Genomic DNA, 18,124 nt, shown 5'->3' on the forward strand with positions numbered 1-18,124 from the left:
CGAGAGCCCACAGGACGGTTTCTCCATGGCAGCGAACCGCCGCCCCACCCTGGCCGACGTCGCCCACGAAGTGGGTGTCAGCGCCAAGACCGTCTCCCGAGTCCTCAACGAGGACGGACCCGCCTCCGCGCAGACCAGGGAACAGGTACTCGCCGCGGTGGCCAAGCTCGGCTTCCAGCCGAACCTCATGGCCCGCAACATCCGCGTCGGCGGACCCGACACCACGGTCGGACTGGTCATCCCGGACCTCGGGAACCCCTTCTTCGGGGCCGTGGCCCAAAGCATCGAGGACACGGTCCGCGACCGGGGCCTGACCCTGCTCATGGGCTCCTCCGCGGACGATCCCGTCCGCGAGCGCGCGCTGACCGACAAGTTCCTCGCCCGGCGGGTCAGCATCCTGATCGTCGTGCCGTCCGTCGGCGCCGACCACTCCCACCTCAAGTCCCACCGTACGGCGGGACTGCCCGTGATCTTCCTCGACCGGCCCGGAGTCGGTCTCGCCACGGACAGCATCGTGAGCTCCAACCGCGCGGGCGCCCACGACGGCGTCGCCCACCTGCTCGCCCACGGGCACCGGCGCATCGGCTTCGTCGGTGACCTGCCGGTGAAGCTGTACACGCGTCGCGAGCGCCTGGCGGGCTACCGCTCGGCGCTGCAGGAGGCCGACATCCTCTACGACCGCTCGCTGATCACCAACGCCCACGACCAGCAAGGAGCCGAGGCCGCGACCGCCCGACTCCTCGGCCTGTCCGATCCGCCCACGGCGCTGTTCGCCGGCAACAACATCATGGCGCTGGGCATCGTCGCCGAACTGGCCCGCAGCAAACGCAAGGAGGTCGCCGTGGTCGCCTTCGACGACGTGCCGCTGGCCGAGGCACTCGAACCCGCCCTGACCGCCGTCGCCCAGGACGCGGAAGAACTCGGCAAGGCAGCCGCGACCACCGCCCTCACCCGACTCGACGGCGACCGCACCCGGACCCGCGTCATCACCGTGCCCACTCGCCTGATCGTCCGCGGCTCGGGCGAGCAACCCGCGCCCAAGCCGTAGGCAGCTCGGCGCACATCTCGGCAAGAAGTCCCAGGTCGGCCCCCTCCACCCTCCACCACCTCTTCCAATCGCTGCACGAGTGGCAGGACTTCAGCCATCGGCTGCATGAAGCGGGGCATCAGCCGTACTGCCTTGTCCGGCCCTGAGCCGGGGCTTCGTGGGTGTCGTGGGCGGGGTTTGCGGACTCCGCCCTCTTCCGTGTTCCCGGCGGGTCCGTCAGGTTTCGTGTTCCCGGCGGGTCCGTCAGGCGGGCAGTCGGGGCGTCCTTGCCTTCCGGCTCGGCTTTCGTGAAGGCGTCGTCGATCAGCTGGACTTGGGGAGTTCTCGCCGGCTGTCGTCAGGGTTCGCTTCAGCGGGTCGAACAGGAGCACACTGGGGAGTGAGAGGCAGGCGGTCCGATGGCGCAGGGGACATCCGTTCGATCGGGTCCGGCGCCGGGCCGTTGGGGAGCTTCTGGGGACAGCCCGCGGCAGGAAGCACCGGCGGGCCGGTGTCCTGGTCGTCGACGGCCGCCGCCGATGCGGGCAGGCATCGGCGGCGGCCGAGAGGCGCGAGGACGGCGTGGACTCCCCCTCACATCGCCGCCTCGCACTGACCGTCCTCACCACCCCTCCCGGGGTGCGCGGGAGTTCATCCCGGGCTCGAACAGGGGTGGGGAGGGCGAAGGGCTGGAGCCGCGTAGTCGGCGATGCGGCTCCAGCCGCTCACAGTGGTCGCATTCGCACTGCGACCCGGGGGCTGGGGGCCTACGTATGCGGGCCGGCGACCCGTCGCCGACCGTGGTCGGCAGCGGGGCGAGGACCCTGTCCGCAGCATAGACCGGGCTTGGACGGGACCAACACCGTGCGATTCCGGACGCCCATGGCCGAATGAGACCGTAGGAGCTGTGTGAGACGGGTGCGGCCAGGGTGAACGGCTCGCCGTGCATGGGCGGTTCGCACGCGTTGACGGATGCCGAGGACCTCCCGGTCGTGCCCGGGCGCACGCCGGGTTCGCCCCGACCCGGCCAACTTCGGTCTGTCCAGTGAGCGGCGCAGGGACTAAGCTGCTGTATAGACGTCCCAGACCCCGGCGGCATGCTGTTTCCTGAACACAGATGTCTGTGGGGTGCGGACTCTTCGTCTGTCACCCGGCGCATCCCAGGAGGGAACCGGGTGGATCCTCTGTCCTGCTGCTCAGGCTGTCGGACCGGCCGTTGCTCTGCCTCCGCCGAAAACACACCCCCGCCGGGAGCGCGCCCAGGAAGCCGGTACTCCGGCACCAGCGCACCCGCTGCCGGAGGGGCTCCGAACCGAGGCGTTATGCCCCAGCCCCAGCTCACCGTCCACCGCCATGACCGAAGGACACGAGCGCTGATCACCCCGGTCGGCGAGATCGACCTCGAATCCGCGCCGTTGCTGCAGGCGTCCCTGGAACAGTGCCTGCGAAACGGAATCCGCGCCATCGACATCGACCTCGCTCATGTCACCTTCTGCGACTGCAGCGGACTCAACGCGTTCCTCCTCGCCGCCCAGCAGACCACCGCCGTCGGCGGGACCCTGCGACTGCATCATCCGCAGCCGACGCTGGCCCGCATGCTCGACATCACCGGCACCTCGGAGACGCTCATGGCGGTCCCGCCGCGCGGCTCCGTCCGGCTGGTACCCGTCCTCTCGGGCGACGCGCGATGACGGCGGGCGCCCGACGGGCGCGGTCGAGGAAGCCGGAGGTCTCGCGACTCCGGCGTTGCTCGACACCCGGCCGCGGAGCCGGACCACGACCAGGACGCCTGTGAGGCAACCGGAAGCCTGGGCGCCGACCACCGAAAGTGCCGCCGTCCTTCCCGCGCCTGTTCAGGCCGGGACCAGCCTCCATCGAGAGTGCCCACCGTGGATCAACAACTCCTGGCCAAGACCTTCGTCGAGCTGGCCGACAACCTGGTCGCCGACTTCGACCTCATCGACTTCCTGCGCCTGCTGACCGACCGCTGCGTCGGCATGCTCGACGCGAGCGCCGCCGGGGTACTGCTCGCCGACCAGGACGGCAAGCTCCACGTCATGGCGGCCTCCGACGAACAGGTGCGACTGCTGGAGCTCTTCCAGCTCCAGAACGACGAGGGCCCCTGCCTCGAGTGCTACCGCACCGGCACGCCCGTGATCGTCCACGACCTGACCCGGGAGGCCCACCGCTGGCCGCGCTTCGTCACGGCGGCCCACCGCAGTGGATTCGGGGCCGTCCAGGCCCTGCCCCTGCGTCTGCGGGACAACACCGTCGGCGCCCTGAACCTCTTCCGCGCCGCCCCCGGCCCCTTCGACCCGCCCGCCACACTCATCGCGCAGGCCATGGCCGACGTCGCCACCATCAGCCTCCTGCAACACCGCACCGCCCACCGCAGCACGATGCTCAACGAACAGCTGCAGACGGCGCTGACCAGCCGGGTGCTGATCGAACAGGCCAAGGGAAAACTCGCCGAACGCCAGGGCATCGACATGGAGCAGGCGTTCAGCGCGCTGCGCGGTTACGCCCGCTCCCACAACATGCGCCTGGCCGACGTGGCCCGCGCCTTCATCGACGACTCCGAATCCCTTGCCGGTCTGAGTGTCTGACCCACGCTGCGGCGGGCACCCGCTACTCCAGGACGTACCCGCGGACCGCTCTGTGGCGGACCGGCCCGCGTGCGGTACGGCGGAGACCGAGAGGCTCTCCATCCTGAAGTGCCACGGACACGGGACGGAGACCGGTGATCAGCGACAGCATGGCCGAGGTCCTGCGGTCGCTGCGCCAGGGCGAGGTGGCCGACCCGGCCCGGGCGTGTGCGCGGGCGCTGGGCGTCGAGGGCGTCGTACTGTCTTTGCTGGCCGGCCCGGACCCGACGACCGAGCCGGTCTGGTGCCATCCCGAGCTGGGCGCACGGTTCGAGGAGCTTCAGTTCACGCTGGGTGAGGGGCCTGGTCCGGACGCGGTCCGCACGGGTTCGCCCGTCGTGGAACCCGACCTGGACCGGGTTCGCCCGGAGCGCTGGCCCGCACTGCTGCCGGCCGCGCACGACCTGGGCGTACACGGTGTGTGCTGTTTCCCGCTGGGCATCGGAGCCGTCCGGGTCGGGGTACTAACCCTGCTGTGCGACGGCGACCGGCGGCTGAGCGGGCAGCAGTACACGGACGCCGGCGCCCTCACGGCCGCGCTGACCGGCGCTTTCCTGAACGGGGGCCCGAGTGGCGGGAACGGGAACGCGCGCGGGTTCGACATGTCCCTGGACCCACCGGCGGGGCTGCGCCGCGCGGTCGTGCACCAGGCGACGGGAATGATCAGCGTCCAACTGGGCGTGGCCATGGCGGAGGCGCTCCTGCGCCTGCGTGCCCACGCGTACGGCAGTGAGCGCCCCCTCGGCGAGATCGCTGCGGACGTGGTCGCCCGCAGGCTCCGATTCGAAGACGATGTGAGCGGGCCGCAATCGCCCGACAGTGGAAAGGGTGGAAAGGGATGATCGGCATGGCCCGTGAACGACGTCTGGCCGAGATCTTCGTGGAGATCGCGGACTCCCTCGTCGAGGACTTCGACGTGATCGACCTGCTGCACCGGCTGTGCGCGCGCTGCGTCGAGCTGCTCGACGTGTCGGCGGCCGGGATCCTCCTCGCGGACGCGCACGGTGAACTGCAGGTCATCGCCGCCTCCGACGAGCACACCCGGCTGCTGGAACTCTTCACGCTCCAGCACGACCAGGGGCCCTGCGTCGAGTGCTTCCGCACCGGTGTCGCCCGCACGAACATCGACCTGACGCAGCCTCAGGCCACCGCCGGCTGGCCGCGCTTCGCCCCGCAGGCCCGCGAGACGGGATACGTGGCCACCCACGCCATCCCGCTGCGCCTGCGCAACCGGGTCGTCGGCGCCCTCAACCTCTTCCAGACCACGGCGCATCACCTCGGCGACGACGACATCGCACTCGCCCAGGCACTCGCCGACGTGGCCACCATCACGATCCTCCAGCAGCGCACGCTGGAGCGGTCGCACGTGGAGAACAGCCAGTTGGAGTACGCGCTGAACAGCCGGGTCCTGGTCGAGCAGGTGAAGGGCGTCCTGGCGGAACGCTGGGACACCTCCGTCGACAACGCCTTCGAGACGTTCCGGTCGTACGCCCGCGCCCGTCACCTGCGCCTGACCGACCTCGCCGTGCAGATCATCTCGGGCGACTTCGACACCTCGGACATCCCCGCTCCGGTGCCGGACCGGGCCGGGGACCAGCACGACTGACCGGCCTCGCACCCCCGCTGCGGGGAGTAGCGTGAGGCCATCGGGAGCACCTCGCGCACCGGCCCCGTTACCGGTGTCGTTCCTGGTGAGCAACGACACCGCACACCTGACCGCAGCGTCTTCAGATGCCTCAGACGCCTTCCAGATGCCTTCAGACGGAACGGAAGCGATCCCCGATGATGTACGACCAGACACGCGCCCAGCAGCCCGCGAGCCAAGTCCGGGGCTCCGCCGAGCGGCGCAGGCCGGGCCCTGAGCCGCTGCTCCCGCAGGACGAACAGGACAGGATCGTCCATCGCCTGCAACACGCCCTCAACACCTTCGCCGACACCCCGCTCAAGGCGCTGGAAGAGGCCGAGAGCGCCTACGACGAAGCCACCGCCCAGCTCGTGAACGCCCTCGCGGAACGCCGGAGTCTCCTTCGCGCCGGCTGGCAGGACCAGAGCCGCGAAACGCAGCCCACCGAAACACAGGCCGACGAACTCCGGCTCGCCCTGCGGCAGTACCGCGAGATCACCCAGCGCATGCTGCGTCTCTAGGGCCTGGCGACCTCTGGAGCCTGTCGACGGAAAGCTCCGCCGGGTTCTGCGGATGGCCCAGGGCCTGTCCGGTCAGCGGGGACGGGTCCGGACAGGCCCTGGTGTATCGGGGCGCCACTCGGCGCGGGGGACATCGGGCCGGAGTGATCCCGGCGCCGCCGTGCTCGCCGATGGCTCGGTGGCCCCGTCATCGACCGCGTCTACGGCCGCTCGGGCGCCCGCCTGTCGAGACGATCCGTAAGACGGCGTCCCCTGGCCCCCGCCCTGCCCCCGTCCTGTGCCCACCCTGACAACGGCCCGCCTCAGACGGAACGAACCGCCCGGTACTCCGAGGCCAGCAGGCCGAACAGGACGTCGTCGGTCCACTCCCCCTTGATCCAGGCGCTCTGCACGAGGTGACCCTCGCGGCGGAAGCCCACCCGCTCCAGCAGCTTCGCCGAGCGGAGGTTGCGTCCGTCGCAGGCGGCCGAGATCCTGTGCAGGCCCTCCTCCACCAGCAGGAACCGCACCAGCAGCGCGACGGCCTCGGTGGCGTACCCGTGCCCCTGGAACTCCGGGGCGAACGTGAATCCCAGCTCGGCCTGGCGTCCGTCCTCGCTGCGGCACACCCCGACGTCGCCGATCAGCCCTGGAGCGTCCCGGCGCTCGACGGCGTACTGGAACCATCCCGGAGCGCGGGGATCCCCGGCCGAGAAGGTGGCCGCCAGCCGCTCGGCGTCCGCCAAGGGCACCGGCGCCTCCCAGGACTGGTACCGGCTCACCTCGGGGTCCGACCGGTACGCCGCCAGGGTCGGCGCGTCCGACGAGGTGAACCTTCGGATCCGCAGCCTCGCCGTCTCCATGTCCACGTTTCCCTTCCCTTCAGCGGTAGTTGAGTCAGTGATAGTCGAGTCAGCGGTAGTTGAGCTCCGCCAGCTCGGTCGCGAGCTTCCTCGGCATGGCCGTGTGGCCCAGCAGGGGAAGCGCGATGTTACGCGCGCGGCGCACCACGGGGTTGCGGGTGGTGGCCATACGAGTCATCCGGTGGGTGAAGGCGACGACCCGCTGGGCGACGGGGCGGCGCTGAGCCTCGTAGCCGTCGAGTTGCCCGGTGGCGAAGGCCCGGCCGAGGGCGTAGCCGTCCTGGATGCCGGTGTTCATGCCCTGGCCGCCGGCGGGGCTGTGGACGTGCGCGGCGTCGCCCGCCAGGAACAGGCGGCCGGCCCGGTAGTGGTCGGCGACCCGGTGGTGCACCCGGAACCGTGAGGACCAGGCGATACCGGTGACCTTGGCCTGGCCGGGGGCACGCTCGTCGAGAAGCCGTTGGACGAAGGCCAGGTCGGGGGTGGGCGGGGCGTCGTCCACGGTGGCGACGACCCGGTAGTGGCCGCCGGGGAGCGGCGCGACGACGGCGAGACCGTGGGTGCCGAAGGTGAGCGACACCTCGGCGGGGCCGGGCGCCCAGTCCATCACGGCGTCGGCGAGCACGAAGGACTCCTCGTAGGAGCTGCCGGTGAACCTGATGCCGGCCGCTTCGCGGACGGTGCTGTGCATGCCGTCGGCGCCGACGGCGTATGCGGCGCGCAGGGTTTCGCCGGTGCTCATGGTGAGCGTCACGGCGTCGGCGTCCTGGACGACGGCGGCGACCTCGTACGGGCGGTGCACGGCGCCGCCGAGCGCCCGCAGCCGGTCCAGAAGCACGCTCTCCGTCTCGTACTGGGGAACCATCAGGGCGTACGGGTGGGCCGTGGGCAGCCGGTCGAACGGCACGGTCAGCAGGCGCCGGGAGCCGTCGCGGACGCCGAAGCGGGTGATCCGGATGCCGCGGGCGATCAGCTCCTCGGAGGCTCCCAGCTCGTCGAGGACCTCCAGGGTGCGGGCGTGTAGGCCCTGTTCTCGTATAGCTGTCGCCAGGTGGCGTGTAGCGCTCAGTAACCTTCCGGCCACAGTTGTGCTCTTCTGACCTTCTCTCCGGTTCTGCCTCGCCACGCTGTGGTGATCCAACTGGTTGGGCGAGGGAGCACGGGTGCGGCAGGACTGGGAGCCGGAAGACCTGATCGAGGTCTGGACGCTGCTCGAAGACGACATGAAGAAGGTGCGGAACAAGTCCGGGGCGACCCGGTTGGGTTTTGCGCTGTTGCTCAAGTTCTTCGAGGTGGAGGCCCGGTTCCCGGAGTCCGCCAAGGAGATGCCCCCGGCAGCGGTGGAGTACGTGGCCCAGCAGGTGAAGGTGCCCGCTGGGGCGTGGGCGGACTACGACTGGCAGGGCGACCGGATCAAGCGGCACCGCAAGGAGATCCGCGAGGCGTACGGATTCCGGGCGAACACCGAGGAGGACCAGGAGCGGCTGGCCGAGTGGCTGGCCGCCGAGCTGTGTCCGGTGGAGCTGTCGCGGGAGCGGCTGGCGGCGGCGGTGGTGGTGGCCCGGTGCCGTAACGATCACATCGAGCCGCCGGCCCCGGGGCGGGTCGGGCGGCTGGTGGGCAAGGCGGTCACGGACTTCGAGGCCCGGTTCTGCCGCAGCCGGGTGGAGCGGATCTCGCATGCGACGCGCTCGCGCCTGGAGGATCTGGTCGCCGGCAGCGAGGACGAGACGGGTGAGGGAGCGGACGGTGAGGGTGCGGTGTCGGGCGGTGGGCGGTCGCACTTCGCCGAGCTGAAGGCCGATCCGGGGGCGCCGGGGCTGGAGAGTCTCCTGGCGGAGGTGAACAAGCTCCAGCGGGTGCGGCGGTTGGAGCTGCCTGCGGACTTGTTCGCGGACGTGTCGGAGAAGGTGGTGGACGCGTGGCGGGCGCGGGCGTCGAAGGAGTACCCGGCGAATCTGGAGCGGATGAAGCCTGCGAGGCGGCTGACGCTGCTGGCGGCGCTGTGCCATGTGCGGCAGACGGAGATCACCGACTCTCTGGTGGACCTGTTCATCCAGCTCGTGTTGAAGATCAACACCCGGGCGGAGCGGAAGGTCGACAAGGAGCTCAACGCCGAGCTGAAGAAGGTCCGGGGCAAGGAAGGGATGCTGCTGCGGGTCGCGGAGGCGGCCCTGTCGGAGCCGTCCGGCACGGTGCGGCGGGTGATCTACCCGGTGGTCGGTGGGGAGAAGACACTGAAGGCGCTGGCGGCGGAGGCCGCAGCGAACGAGGCCCGCTACAAGGCGAGGGTCCGCGCGGTGCTGCGCTCCTCGTACTCGGCGCACTGGCGCCGGATGCTCTCGCCGCTGCTGGGGGCGCTGGAGCTGAAGTGCAACAACACCGCCTACCGGCCGGTGATGGACGCGATCGATCTGCTCCAGCGCTACCTTGAGCAGCCGCTGAGGGAGGGCGCGTTCTTCGATCCGGCGGAGAGTGTGCCGCTGGCCGGGGTGGTGCCGGAGCACTGGCGTGCGGCGGTGGTGGACGACAAGGGCCGTGTCGAGCGCATCCCGTACGAGCTGTGCGTGCTGGTGGCGCTGCGGGACGCGGTGCGGCGCCGGGAGATCTGGGTGGTGGGGGCGAACCGGTGGCGTGACCCGGAGGATGAGCTGCCGGCGGACTTCGAGGACAACCGCGACGTGCACTACGCCGCGCTGGGCCAGCCGCAGGACGCCGGGGAGTTCATCGCCGCTCTGCAAGGCAAGCTCCGCACCTCCCTGGACCGCTTCGAGCAGGCGCTGGCGGAGGGCACGACAGGCGGGGTGGCGATCGTCAAGAAGCACGGCGAACCGTGGATCAGGGTCTCCCCGCGCGGCAAGCAGGAGGAGCCCGAGAACCTGGTGGCCATCAAGGGCGAGATCGAGCGGCGCTGGGGCACCATCGATCTGTTGGACATCCTGAAGTACGCCGAGTTCGACACGGACTTCATCGCCGAGTTCACCTCGGTCGCCACTAGAGAGATGCTGTCGAAGGATGTACTGCGGCGCCGGCTGCTGCTGGTCCTGTTCGGCCTGGGTACGAACATGGGGATCAAGAGGGTCGCGGTGACCGGCAAGCACGGCGAGAGCGAGGCGACGCTGCGCAGGGTGCGGCACCTGTTCGTCAACCGCGCCAACATGCGGGCGGCCCTGCGGAAGTTGGTGAACGCCACCTTCGCCGTCCGGGACGAGATGTGGTGGGGCACCGGCACCGCGTGCGCCTCCGACAGCCGCAAGTTCGGCGCCTGGTCCTCGAACCTGATGACCGAGTGGCACCAGCGCTACCGGGGCCCCGGCGTGATGATTTATTGGCACGTCGAACGAAAATCCGTCTGCATCTACAGCCAGCTCAGGTCCTGTTCGGCCTCCGAGGTCGCCTCGATGATCGAGGGCGTGCTGCGGCACTGCACCGACATGGTGGTCGACCGGCAGTACACCGACACGCATGGCGCGTCCATCGTGGGCTTCGCTTTCGCGCACATGCTCGACTTCAAGCTGATGCCGAGGCTGAAGAACATCGGCTCCGCGAGGCTGTACCGGCCGGCGGCCGGTCAGGACGACCAGTGGCCGAACCTGGGCCCGGTCCTCTCCACCAAGACGATCGACTGGGACCTGATCGCCCAGCAGTACGACCAGATCGTGAAGTACACCACCGCCCTGCGCCTGGGCACCGCCGAGGCCGAGCAGGTCCTGCGCCGGTTCACCCGCGGCGGCCCCAAGCACCCGACGTACCGGGCGATCGAGGAACTCGGGCGGGCGGTACGGACCTCGTTCGTCTGCGACTACCTCGCCGATGTCGAGATGCGCCAGGAGATCCACGAGGGGTTGCAGGTGGTGGAGAACTGGAACTCCGCGAACAAGGACCTCTTCTACGGCAAAGACGGCGACCTGGCCGGTGCGGACAAGGAGTCACAGGAAGTCAGCATGCTCGCGCTGCACCTGCTCCAGTCCGCGCTGGTACACGTCAACACGCTGCTGGTGCAGGAGGTCCTGGCCGATCCGAAGTGGGCGGACAAGCTCACCGACGCGGACCGGCGGGCCCTGTCGCCGCTGTTCTGGACCCATGTGAATCCGTACGGCCGTTTCGAGCTGGATATGAGCTCCCACCTGGACATCGCGCGGCCCACCATTCCGTCTCCGCGTACCTCGCCCGTGATCGAGGAGGCTGCCGGAGCGGTGGCCCAGCCAGGCGAGTAAATCCTGACGGTTCCGATGTCGACCTTCCCTCGGCACGCAACGGCCCCGGCAGGGCCTGTGAGGCACCGGTCATCCGGCCGTCGACAGGACGGGACCACGGGGATGAAGCAGGACGGCGACCTTGTTCGGGCGCTATCGTGCCTTCATGCCACACCCTCGTGACTGACCAACAGCTGTCCAGCAGCCGTTCTTCCAGAGCTGCTGGGCAACGCGAAGTGATCTGTCCTTCGTTGTCCGTCCCGCGCTTCCCGCCGGGACGTCTTTGCTGCTTGGAGTCATCAGGTGTTTCGTGCTCGTTCCCGCATGTCCGGAAGCCTTCTGGGATTATTGCGTTCCAACGCAGACTTCAGGCGCCTGTTCTGTGCCTCAGCCCTCAGCCTCACCGGTGACTGGTTCACCTTCGTCGCACTGAGCGGGTTCGTCTACCACCACACCGGCTCGGCCGGGCTCACAGCTCTCCTGTTCGCCGTCAACTCGCTGCCGGGTGTCTTGCTGATCCCTATCGTTGGTCCGCTGACTGACCGCTTTGATCGCCGCCGGCTGCGGATCGCATGCGACACCGCAGCTATCGTGCCAGTCGTGGGTCTGCTGTTGGCCTTCCATTTGGGCTCGGTGCCGCTTGCGCTGGGCGGCCTGGCCACCTTGTCGGTGTTCGCCGCCGTGGCGAGCCCGATTCCAGAGACGGTCCTGCCCAACATGGTCAGCAGCAAGGATCTCCCACTGGCACAGGCCGCACTCGGCAGCGTCTATTCTTCAGGCCTTCTCGTCGGCGCGGGGCTGGGTGGCGTGGTCACAGCAGCTTGGGGGAGTTCGGCGACCCTGATTATCGATGGTGCGTCGTTCGCTGTGTCTGCCGTCCTCATCGCAAGGATTCGCCGACCCTTTTCCACCGCCGCTGCCGTTCACCGCATGCGGGTGTGGGCCGATTCGCTCGAACTCTGGCGATTCGTACGCGTCACCCCAGTTGTGGCCGCGTTCCTCTGGCTGACCGTAGGGCTACGCCTTTCCTACGGCATGGTCGGTCTCCTGCCCGTCTACGCTCTTGACCGCTTCGATGTCGGCGATGCCGGAGTCGGTGCGCTGTACATGGCCCAGGGAGTCGGCGCCGTTCTCGGCCCCTTCCTGGGGCGGCGGCTCACCGAAGGTTCCGCACGCCGGCGCCTGTTCGTCGCGGGCGGCGCCCTGGCCATCTTCGGCTTCGGGTATTTGGCGTTGGCGCAAGTCAGCCACTTGGGACTGGGTATGGCTGCGGCCCTGATAGGCCATCTTGGAGTAGGGGCGTGCGCCATCCTGGCCGTCAACGGTCTGCAACTCGCGAGCCCTGACTACATCCGGGGACGCGTGATGGTGCTTGTGTTCGGCCTGTCTTCCGGGCTGCAAGGAGTGTCAGCGCTGGCAGTGGCGCCGCTCGCCGCCACCCTCGGCATGACGGGCGCCACACATGTGCTCGGTGTTCTCGCCGTCGCGTACGCCATGTTCTGGGCTATCTGCGTAGCACGCATGCTCATGAAACGAAAGATGATCGAACCGGACTCGCTTCAAAGCAGCGCGCCCGAGCCTGCGCCGTGACAGCGCTACTGGATATGTCAAGAGCACGCCGCCTGTAGCCCTTCGGCACAAGAGATCTCCGAGACGGAAATCGGAGCCCTTGATTCCGCCAGAAGCAACTCGGCTTAAACCAGGCTAAATGCGACCCGCATGCGTCGAAGTATTTCGCCCTGTAACAGCGGGGCTGAAGAGCCGCATGTGCGAAAAGATCCATGGAGAGTGCATGCAACGTCCGGACAAACTGTGTTGCGCTCTCCGTCTTGGCTGGTCCCTAGAAAGGATGTAACCCAAATGGACGAGCTCCTCAAGAAGATCGCTTCGACGATCACCGACGAGGACATCACGCAGGCTCAGGAATCCTCTGTGGCCATGCGCGAAACCAGCGGTGACGCCAAGAAGTACCGGCTGCAGATGTTCGCGGCCGACGCCAGCTGAACCTGAGCGGGCTGCCGCCGGGGCAACTCCAGCGAGTTCGCCCCGGCGGCAGTCCGCACCTTTACCCGGATCGGGACGCTATCCGACAACGGCTGGGAGACGAAATGCTGCACCTTTTCGGCGTTGAAGAAAATCTGAAAACCGTCACGGCGCTGGCCTATCCTTTCCTTGGCAGGAATCAAGCAGTCACGCCGGCAAGCCTTAAACAGGCATACCGTGAATTCCTTAACACCGTGCAGCCCAGCGTCCCATCGGAAACCGCCGATGAACCCTGCTACGTCCAACGCACGAGTCGCGTTATGGAGTACCTGGATGTGTTCAGCGCCGACTCCTCACTGACCGATACGCGCTACCGATTTGGCGAGGTGGTCACCGATTCACCACTGATAGCAGAGGATGCCCAGAACTCTCTGGACTGGGTAAAGAGCAGTGCTTCGTCTCTCGCGCAGCGCCACGAGGCGTTCGCTGCTGTTTATCCGATCGCGGTGAACGCGGTCTTCCAGGCCCCCAGCGGAATGGCTGGCGGGGGTACCACCAGTGGAGCCATCGGAGTGCTGTGGGTCGATCCTCGCATGTCCTGGGAGGATCGCGACCTGGAGGAGTTCCTGATACACGAACTCGGTCACACCCTGCTTTTCCTGGATGAGTGTCGATTCGGGTTGTTCACGTCTTACCCGGAGTTGCTCAAACAGGACAACTGGGTAACCTCTGCCATCCGAAAGACGGTTCGCCCGCTCGACAAGGCGTACCACAGTGCTGTCGTAGCCACAGAGGTCCTCCTGGCGCGCGAGGAGTTCCTCGGTCACCCGAGTTCCGCCGTACTGCACCCACTCTCACCGCAACTGGCCCAGGGAGCCCTCCGGTCCATTCAGGACATCGACCGCCCGCCGACGAAGGATCTCCTCACGTCCCACGCACTTGAGATCCTGCACCACTGCCGGGACGAAGTGGAACGGTTGGCTCGGAAGAACGGTTGGAAAACGGCTGACTTCGCCCAGGTATGAGGAGCAGGCCAGCATGTATTTCCTCTACGGCACAACGCCCAATATGCAAACGATCATGGTTCTGGTCCGCTCTCATTTGCCGCAGGGCCAGCCACTCAGCGAAACCCTGGTGGCACGGGCCTACCGCGACTACCTGACCCGTCTGCAACCGCAGGTACCCGCCTCGCCGACGGACGGCACGCAACTGATCAGGGATGACGTCCAGGCTTCTCGGCTGGCCGAACTCTTCGGGCTACCGAAGGAAACCCCGCCTTCCCAGAGGCAGCAGGAGACGTGCTCGGACTCGATAGACGCGCATAAGGCCTCGTTTTTTGAAGCTGGGCTGGAGCGGATCGCACAATACGATCCCGAGCTTTCCATGGTCTTTCAGATGGCCGTCACGTCGATATTCTCCTCTTCGGCCAGTGCCACGCCAGGGAGCATGACTGTTCGCGCCGCGCTCGGGGCCGTCTGGATCTATCCGCTCGCCACCTGGTCAACAGAGGATCTCGTCGAAGCGTACATACACGAACTGACACACACCCTCGTGATGCTCGACGAACAACGATTCCGTCACTATCCCAACTATGACCAACTGGACCACGAGGACAACCTCGTATGGTCGGCAATCAGAAGCGATAGGCGCTCTCTCTTCGCGTCCGCGCACAGTATCCTCGTCGCCAATGAGCTGCTTCAGGTCCGCGAACGCCATCACGGACACCGGAGAGACTTCCAGCTCCATCCCCCGTCGCGCGAAATACGCGAGAATACGTTGCGTGCCCTGGACTCTGCGCTAGGTCTCTCCAATATTGGCGATCTTGCGAGCCCTCGGCTTCTCGACATTCTTGAAATGGCTGGACGGCAGCTGAGCGCCATCCAACCGAAGACACTGGTCTCGTGACGGGAGAATCTGGTAAATGTACTTCCTCAGGGGTCCCGAAGAGGGACTGCAGGACATCATCGCACTTTCCGCCCCATACCTTGAGTCGCGCGAAAACCTGTCTCTTCCCTCACTCAAGGCCGCGTATCAGGTGTACCTTTCGAAGCAGCAGCCGGAGGTGCCGGCGAAGTTCGTGCAGCACGCCGAGTTCACTCGGGACCGCATCTGGCGCTCCGAATTGAGCGGTTGGTTCCGCAGCCCAGAATCTCGGAATAAGACGGGTAATTCCCTCATCGCCAGCGGCGAAACGGATCAGGCGATAGATGAAGTCTTGCAAGGATTCCGCGTGCTGTGCCAGGCAGAGCCCGAGCTTGCCCCGCTGTTCGATTTGGCGGTGAACCATGTCTTCGTGATGACGGAGCCCCAGGAACCGGGCAGTGGGTCATCGTTCGACGGCGTGGGTCTTGTCTACGTGAATCCTCAGGTTACGTGGACCACGCAGGACGCAGTCGAGTGCCTCACGCATGAATTTGCGCACACGCTCCTATACTTGGACGCCATGCGTCACACCCACCACCCCGACTATCGACTTCTCGATATGCCAGAAAATGAAGCCGAAACGGCAATCACAGGCCGGCGGCGGTCAATATTTTTCGCCTTCCAAAGCTTCCTCATAGCTGCGGAGATTCTTACCGTCCGAAAACGGCACCCTAATATCTGCCCGGGAGTAGGGATCCACGGCTCCACGGTGGACATCCTCAAGACCGCGAAAAATACTTACGACCGCTGCATGCGACACCCCAACCTCGATACCCTCGCATCTCCTCGACTAAAAGGACTACTCGCGGACGCCCATACGCGCATGCACGAAATCGAGCAGGCTCTGTAGCAAGACACACCGCGTGTCCGCCGGAAACCGCCAACAGCCCGGTGACCTGCTCAGCGAGGCGCGTTTCGACGTGCGGCGGGGTCGCGTTCGGCGACGTGTCGGGCGACCGAGTCGACGCCGGGGCGGGCGTATCGCTCCAGGGAGCGGACGGATGCGTGGCGGGAGCGGGCCAGCAGCATCGGGGTGGAGGTGCCGTCCTCCGCGTCGTGTGTCAGGGCACTGTGACGTAGCCGGTGAAGCGTCCAGCCGTCCAGGTCCTCGATGTCGTCGGGTGAGGCGAGGGGGTTGGCCAGCAGTCGGGTGTTCTCCTCGAAGATCTCCTCAGCCCGGCGGTAGGAGAGCCTGGCTCGGCCGGTCTCCGGGCACACGTCGAGCGTCGGTGTTCCGGCCGGCGCCTTGCGGTCGGTGAGGAACAGCGGGCCGCGGGTGCGGCGGGCGATGAGTCGGGGCAGCAGCTGGGCGGTGCCGGACTGCCAGTGGATCCACTCGGTCGCCCCGCCTTTGGCGGTGATCCTGCCGCGCTTGTCCTGCGGGTAGAGGTCTTCCACGTTGAGGCACAGCACCTCGTCGGTCCGTGCGGCGGACTCGTAGAGCATCTTCCACTGCGTTTTCTCCCGCAGCGCGACGTCGAGGCGCCACAGGGCAGCGATCTGGTTCTCCGCGAGAGCCTTGGTGCGGTCCGGCGGTGCCGGCCGCCGCTCGATGCCGATCGTGGGATCGCCTTCGATCCAGCCCTGGCGCTGCCACCAGCCGATCGATTTGCGCGCGATGGACAGCTCCCGGTTGACGGTGTCGGCGTCCATCTCGTCCGCCCGCGCCGCTGCCAGCTCGGCCAGGACCTCCGGCAGCGCCGGGTCGTCGATCGCGGCGACGGGGAAGACGGGCGGCTTCGCGCCTCGGCGGGCTGGCCCGGTCGGTGCCGGTTCGCCGGTGAGCATCCATCCCCACGTCGTCAGCGAGATCCGGTAGATACGCGCGGAGGACTTCGCGATGCCCGCGCCGGTGAGGTACCGCTCGACCGCCGCGGTGTACGACGCGGGAGGGGCGGACAGAGGTACGACCCGAGCGTGCGGCAACCGAAGTGCGCCCTCGCTCCCGAGTTCGGTCACCGGTTCGATCGTCACACTGTCCCACCCTTCCGGTACTGCCGCAGTAAATGCGTACACCTCGCCCCGGCGGCCGGAACCGCCCGCCGCAGGTCGCGGTGATCACGGTAGGGGCTCCGCCGCAGTAAATCCGGCATTTACTGCGGCAAGCTGGGAGGTGGCTCGGCGGGTGTCAAATCATGTGACACCAAACTGCAGTCTCTGCGCGGTTCGTACTCGACCCCCGTCTCTGCGCCGGAGGAACAGCTGGAGCGGACCGCAGGCGAGTTAGGGTGGCGCAGGCGGCGCCTGCGCCACCCTCCCCCGTGGACGGCGCAGGGGCCGACTGCACGCCCGGCCGACGCCGCCTCACCCGCACACGGACAACTCCACGTTCGAGCTGTGGGCGAACGCGGCTCGATCGTCTCGCCGCCCGCGCGGTCTGTTTGGATGCGGGACCGGGAAAGCCCGGTCTGTTCCATGGCCGGACAACGAGTGGCCGGCCGAACAGGTCACCGAGGTCCGGGAAAACCTGGGTGATCCTTGAATTCCTCGGCCGCCCGGATCATAAAGTCCAGCTTCTCTCGGGCCGGTTCTTCGCGGTCGGCCAAGAGCATCGCCTCGGCGTACCCATAGGCGTAACCGATCATGATGTTGGCCGGGGGTGTCGACTCGGCTTGGCGGTCACTCAGGAACCCGAACCATTGGTCGAGTTCGTCCTTCAGGGGGCTGCTGTGTAGATCGCTCGTCGGGGGTGTCCGCAGCGGTGTGCGGCCAACCTCGATGGCTTCTGCCGCCTCCAGCTCGTCGTAGCTGACGGTTCCTTCGCCGCGGCACTCGTCGCACTTGTCCCAGACGAGTTCGCCTTCGGTTCCGATGACTTGCAGGGATCCGTCCCCATCGCACTCGCTGCACGTGAACTCGTACTCCCCTGCTACCAATGCCATCTGGGTGCCTCTCCCCGTGAATCGTGCTGCGACAACGGCGATGCTACGCAACTGCCGCTTCTCCGGGAGCGAGGACGGGAGGCCCCAGGCGAACTCGTCCACCCCGACGTGACCCGTGAGCTGCGGCGGGAGGCCTGCTAGGAGCAGAGCGCCCGCCCGACCACGGCGCCGGTACTGGCAGCGCTGGTCGAGGCCGGTTTTCCACACCGCCGGGGGAAACGAGGGCTATGGCGGTTACTCAGCGCTACACGCCACCTGGCGGCAGCTATACGAGAACAGGGCCGTGTACGACGGCGGCGCGCGAGGTGTTGGCGCCCTCCGCCAGCTTGTCCAGGACGACGAAGTCGACGCCGGCGGCGGCGAGCGTGACGGCGAGAGCGAGTCCGGCAGGCCCGGCGCCCACGACGGCGACCTCGGTGCGGGCGGGCAGCGCGGTGTCGTTCATGTCATTCAGGTTGTCGGTGCTGTTCATGGCGGCCTC

General features: G+C 67.5%; 17 protein-coding genes. 12 read left to right on the plus strand and 5 right to left on the minus strand.

All coding sequences use genetic code 11. The features are described 5' to 3' along the window. Positions 1 to 25 precede the first annotated feature (25 nt). From G3I71_RS10420 to G3I71_RS10445, 6 genes are all read left to right on the plus strand, one after another. Positions 26 to 1,048, plus strand: coding sequence for a LacI family DNA-binding transcriptional regulator (locus G3I71_RS10420; protein ID WP_164313675.1), 1,023 nt, complete (start codon positions 26 to 28; stop codon positions 1,046 to 1,048). Between the two features lie 1,301 nt (positions 1,049 to 2,349). Further along, positions 2,350 to 2,718 carry an STAS domain-containing protein gene (locus tag G3I71_RS10425; protein WP_164313676.1) on the plus strand — a complete coding sequence of 123 codons (369 nt, stop codon included), beginning with the start codon at positions 2,350 to 2,352 and terminating at the stop codon, positions 2,716 to 2,718. 198 nt (positions 2,719 to 2,916) lie between these two features. After that, positions 2,917 to 3,633, plus strand: a complete 717-nt coding sequence (locus tag G3I71_RS10430; protein WP_164313677.1) for a GAF and ANTAR domain-containing protein — start codon at positions 2,917 to 2,919, stop codon at positions 3,631 to 3,633. Between the two features lie 134 nt (positions 3,634 to 3,767). Next, positions 3,768 to 4,514 carry an ANTAR domain-containing protein gene (locus G3I71_RS10435; RefSeq protein WP_164313678.1) on the plus strand — a complete coding sequence of 249 codons (747 nt, stop codon included), beginning with the start codon at positions 3,768 to 3,770 and terminating at the stop codon, positions 4,512 to 4,514. Then, positions 4,511 to 5,278: a GAF and ANTAR domain-containing protein gene (locus G3I71_RS10440; RefSeq protein ID WP_164313679.1), complete on the plus strand. Its 768-nt coding sequence runs from the start codon at positions 4,511 to 4,513 to the stop codon at positions 5,276 to 5,278. Before G3I71_RS10435 ends, G3I71_RS10440 begins: the two co-directional genes overlap by 4 nt. Positions 5,279 to 5,454: 176 nt before the next feature. Next, positions 5,455 to 5,817 (plus strand): hypothetical protein, encoded by a 363-nt coding sequence (locus tag G3I71_RS10445; protein WP_164313680.1) that lies wholly within the window; start codon positions 5,455 to 5,457, stop codon positions 5,815 to 5,817. Between the two features lie 302 nt (positions 5,818 to 6,119). On the opposite strand, the gene G3I71_RS10450 is transcribed toward G3I71_RS10445, so the two are convergent. Together G3I71_RS10450 and G3I71_RS10455 are read right to left on the minus strand one after the other, a co-directional pair. After that, positions 6,120 to 6,659: a GNAT family N-acetyltransferase gene (locus tag G3I71_RS10450; RefSeq protein ID WP_164313681.1), complete on the minus strand. Its 540-nt coding sequence runs from the start codon at positions 6,657 to 6,659 to the stop codon at positions 6,120 to 6,122. A gap of 49 nt (positions 6,660 to 6,708) precedes the next feature. Then, positions 6,709 to 7,743: an FAD-dependent monooxygenase gene (locus G3I71_RS10455; RefSeq protein WP_343242904.1), complete on the minus strand. Its 1,035-nt coding sequence runs from the start codon at positions 7,741 to 7,743 to the stop codon at positions 6,709 to 6,711. A 79-nt stretch (positions 7,744 to 7,822) separates the two neighbouring features. Between G3I71_RS10455 and G3I71_RS10460 the strand changes: the two genes are divergently transcribed. From G3I71_RS10460 to G3I71_RS10485, 6 genes are all read left to right on the plus strand, one after another. Further along, positions 7,823 to 10,876: a Tn3 family transposase gene (locus G3I71_RS10460; RefSeq protein WP_164313683.1), complete on the plus strand. Its 3,054-nt coding sequence runs from the start codon at positions 7,823 to 7,825 to the stop codon at positions 10,874 to 10,876. Between the two features lie 303 nt (positions 10,877 to 11,179). Next, entirely contained in the window at positions 11,180 to 12,445 is a 1,266-nt protein-coding gene (locus G3I71_RS10465) for an MFS transporter (protein ID WP_164313684.1), read from the plus strand. A gap of 270 nt (positions 12,446 to 12,715) precedes the next feature. Beyond that, the gene (locus tag G3I71_RS10470; protein ID WP_164313685.1) at positions 12,716 to 12,859 is read left to right on the plus strand and encodes a hypothetical protein; all 144 of its coding nucleotides are present in this window, start codon (positions 12,716 to 12,718) and stop codon (positions 12,857 to 12,859) included. A 104-nt stretch (positions 12,860 to 12,963) separates the two neighbouring features. Further along, positions 12,964 to 13,863 (plus strand): HEXXH motif-containing putative peptide modification protein, encoded by a 900-nt coding sequence (locus tag G3I71_RS10475; protein ID WP_164313686.1) that lies wholly within the window; start codon positions 12,964 to 12,966, stop codon positions 13,861 to 13,863. Between the two features lie 13 nt (positions 13,864 to 13,876). Continuing rightward, positions 13,877 to 14,743, plus strand: a complete 867-nt coding sequence (locus G3I71_RS10480) for an HEXXH motif-containing putative peptide modification protein (protein ID WP_164313687.1) — start codon at positions 13,877 to 13,879, stop codon at positions 14,741 to 14,743. A gap of 16 nt (positions 14,744 to 14,759) precedes the next feature. After that, on the plus strand, positions 14,760 to 15,611 hold the full coding sequence (locus G3I71_RS10485; protein WP_164313688.1) for an HEXXH motif-containing putative peptide modification protein: 852 nt from the start codon (positions 14,760 to 14,762) through the stop codon (positions 15,609 to 15,611). Between the two features lie 50 nt (positions 15,612 to 15,661). Here G3I71_RS10485 and G3I71_RS50275 read toward each other — a convergent pair whose 3' ends face one another. The 3 genes from G3I71_RS50275 to G3I71_RS10505 form a co-directional block, all read right to left on the minus strand. After that, a complete protein-coding gene (locus G3I71_RS50275; protein WP_343242905.1) occupies positions 15,662 to 16,735 on the minus strand; it encodes a tyrosine-type recombinase/integrase in 1,074 nt (357 codons plus the stop codon). 473 nt (positions 16,736 to 17,208) lie between these two features. Beyond that, a complete protein-coding gene (locus G3I71_RS10500) occupies positions 17,209 to 17,745 on the minus strand; it encodes a zinc finger-like domain-containing protein (RefSeq protein ID WP_164313689.1) in 537 nt (178 codons plus the stop codon). 163 nt (positions 17,746 to 17,908) lie between these two features. Then, positions 17,909 to 18,115, minus strand: coding sequence for an FAD-dependent monooxygenase (locus tag G3I71_RS10505; protein WP_239149053.1), 207 nt, complete (start codon positions 18,113 to 18,115; stop codon positions 17,909 to 17,911). Positions 18,116 to 18,124 lie beyond the last annotated feature (9 nt).

Source organism: Streptomyces sp. SID12501 (assembly GCF_010550245.1).
Classification (GTDB): domain Bacteria; phylum Actinomycetota; class Actinomycetes; order Streptomycetales; family Streptomycetaceae; genus Streptomyces.

Excerpts from the sequence above, each read along its gene's own strand:
- G3I71_RS10440 (WP_164313679.1), top strand. The coding sequence starts at position 4,511 with ATGATCGGCATGGCCCGTGAACGACGTCTGGCCGAGATCTTCGTGGAG.
- G3I71_RS10480 (WP_164313687.1), top strand. The coding sequence starts at position 13,877 with ATGTATTTCCTCTACGGCACAACGCCCAATATGCAAACGATCATGGTT.
- G3I71_RS10465 (WP_164313684.1), top strand. The coding sequence starts at position 11,180 with ATGTCCGGAAGCCTTCTGGGATTATTGCGTTCCAACGCAGACTTCAGG.
- G3I71_RS10485 (WP_164313688.1), top strand. The coding sequence starts at position 14,760 with ATGTACTTCCTCAGGGGTCCCGAAGAGGGACTGCAGGACATCATCGCA.
- G3I71_RS10425 (WP_164313676.1), top strand. The coding sequence starts at position 2,350 with ATGCCCCAGCCCCAGCTCACCGTCCACCGCCATGACCGAAGGACACGA.
- G3I71_RS10450 (WP_164313681.1), bottom strand. The coding sequence starts at position 6,659 with ATGGAGACGGCGAGGCTGCGGATCCGAAGGTTCACCTCGTCGGACGCG.
- G3I71_RS10475 (WP_164313686.1), top strand. The coding sequence starts at position 12,964 with ATGCTGCACCTTTTCGGCGTTGAAGAAAATCTGAAAACCGTCACGGCG.
- G3I71_RS10470 (WP_164313685.1), top strand. The coding sequence starts at position 12,716 with ATGGACGAGCTCCTCAAGAAGATCGCTTCGACGATCACCGACGAGGAC.
- G3I71_RS10420 (WP_164313675.1), top strand. The coding sequence starts at position 26 with ATGGCAGCGAACCGCCGCCCCACCCTGGCCGACGTCGCCCACGAAGTG.
- G3I71_RS10505 (WP_239149053.1), bottom strand. The coding sequence starts at position 18,115 with ATGAACAGCACCGACAACCTGAATGACATGAACGACACCGCGCTGCCC.
- G3I71_RS10445 (WP_164313680.1), top strand. The coding sequence starts at position 5,455 with ATGATGTACGACCAGACACGCGCCCAGCAGCCCGCGAGCCAAGTCCGG.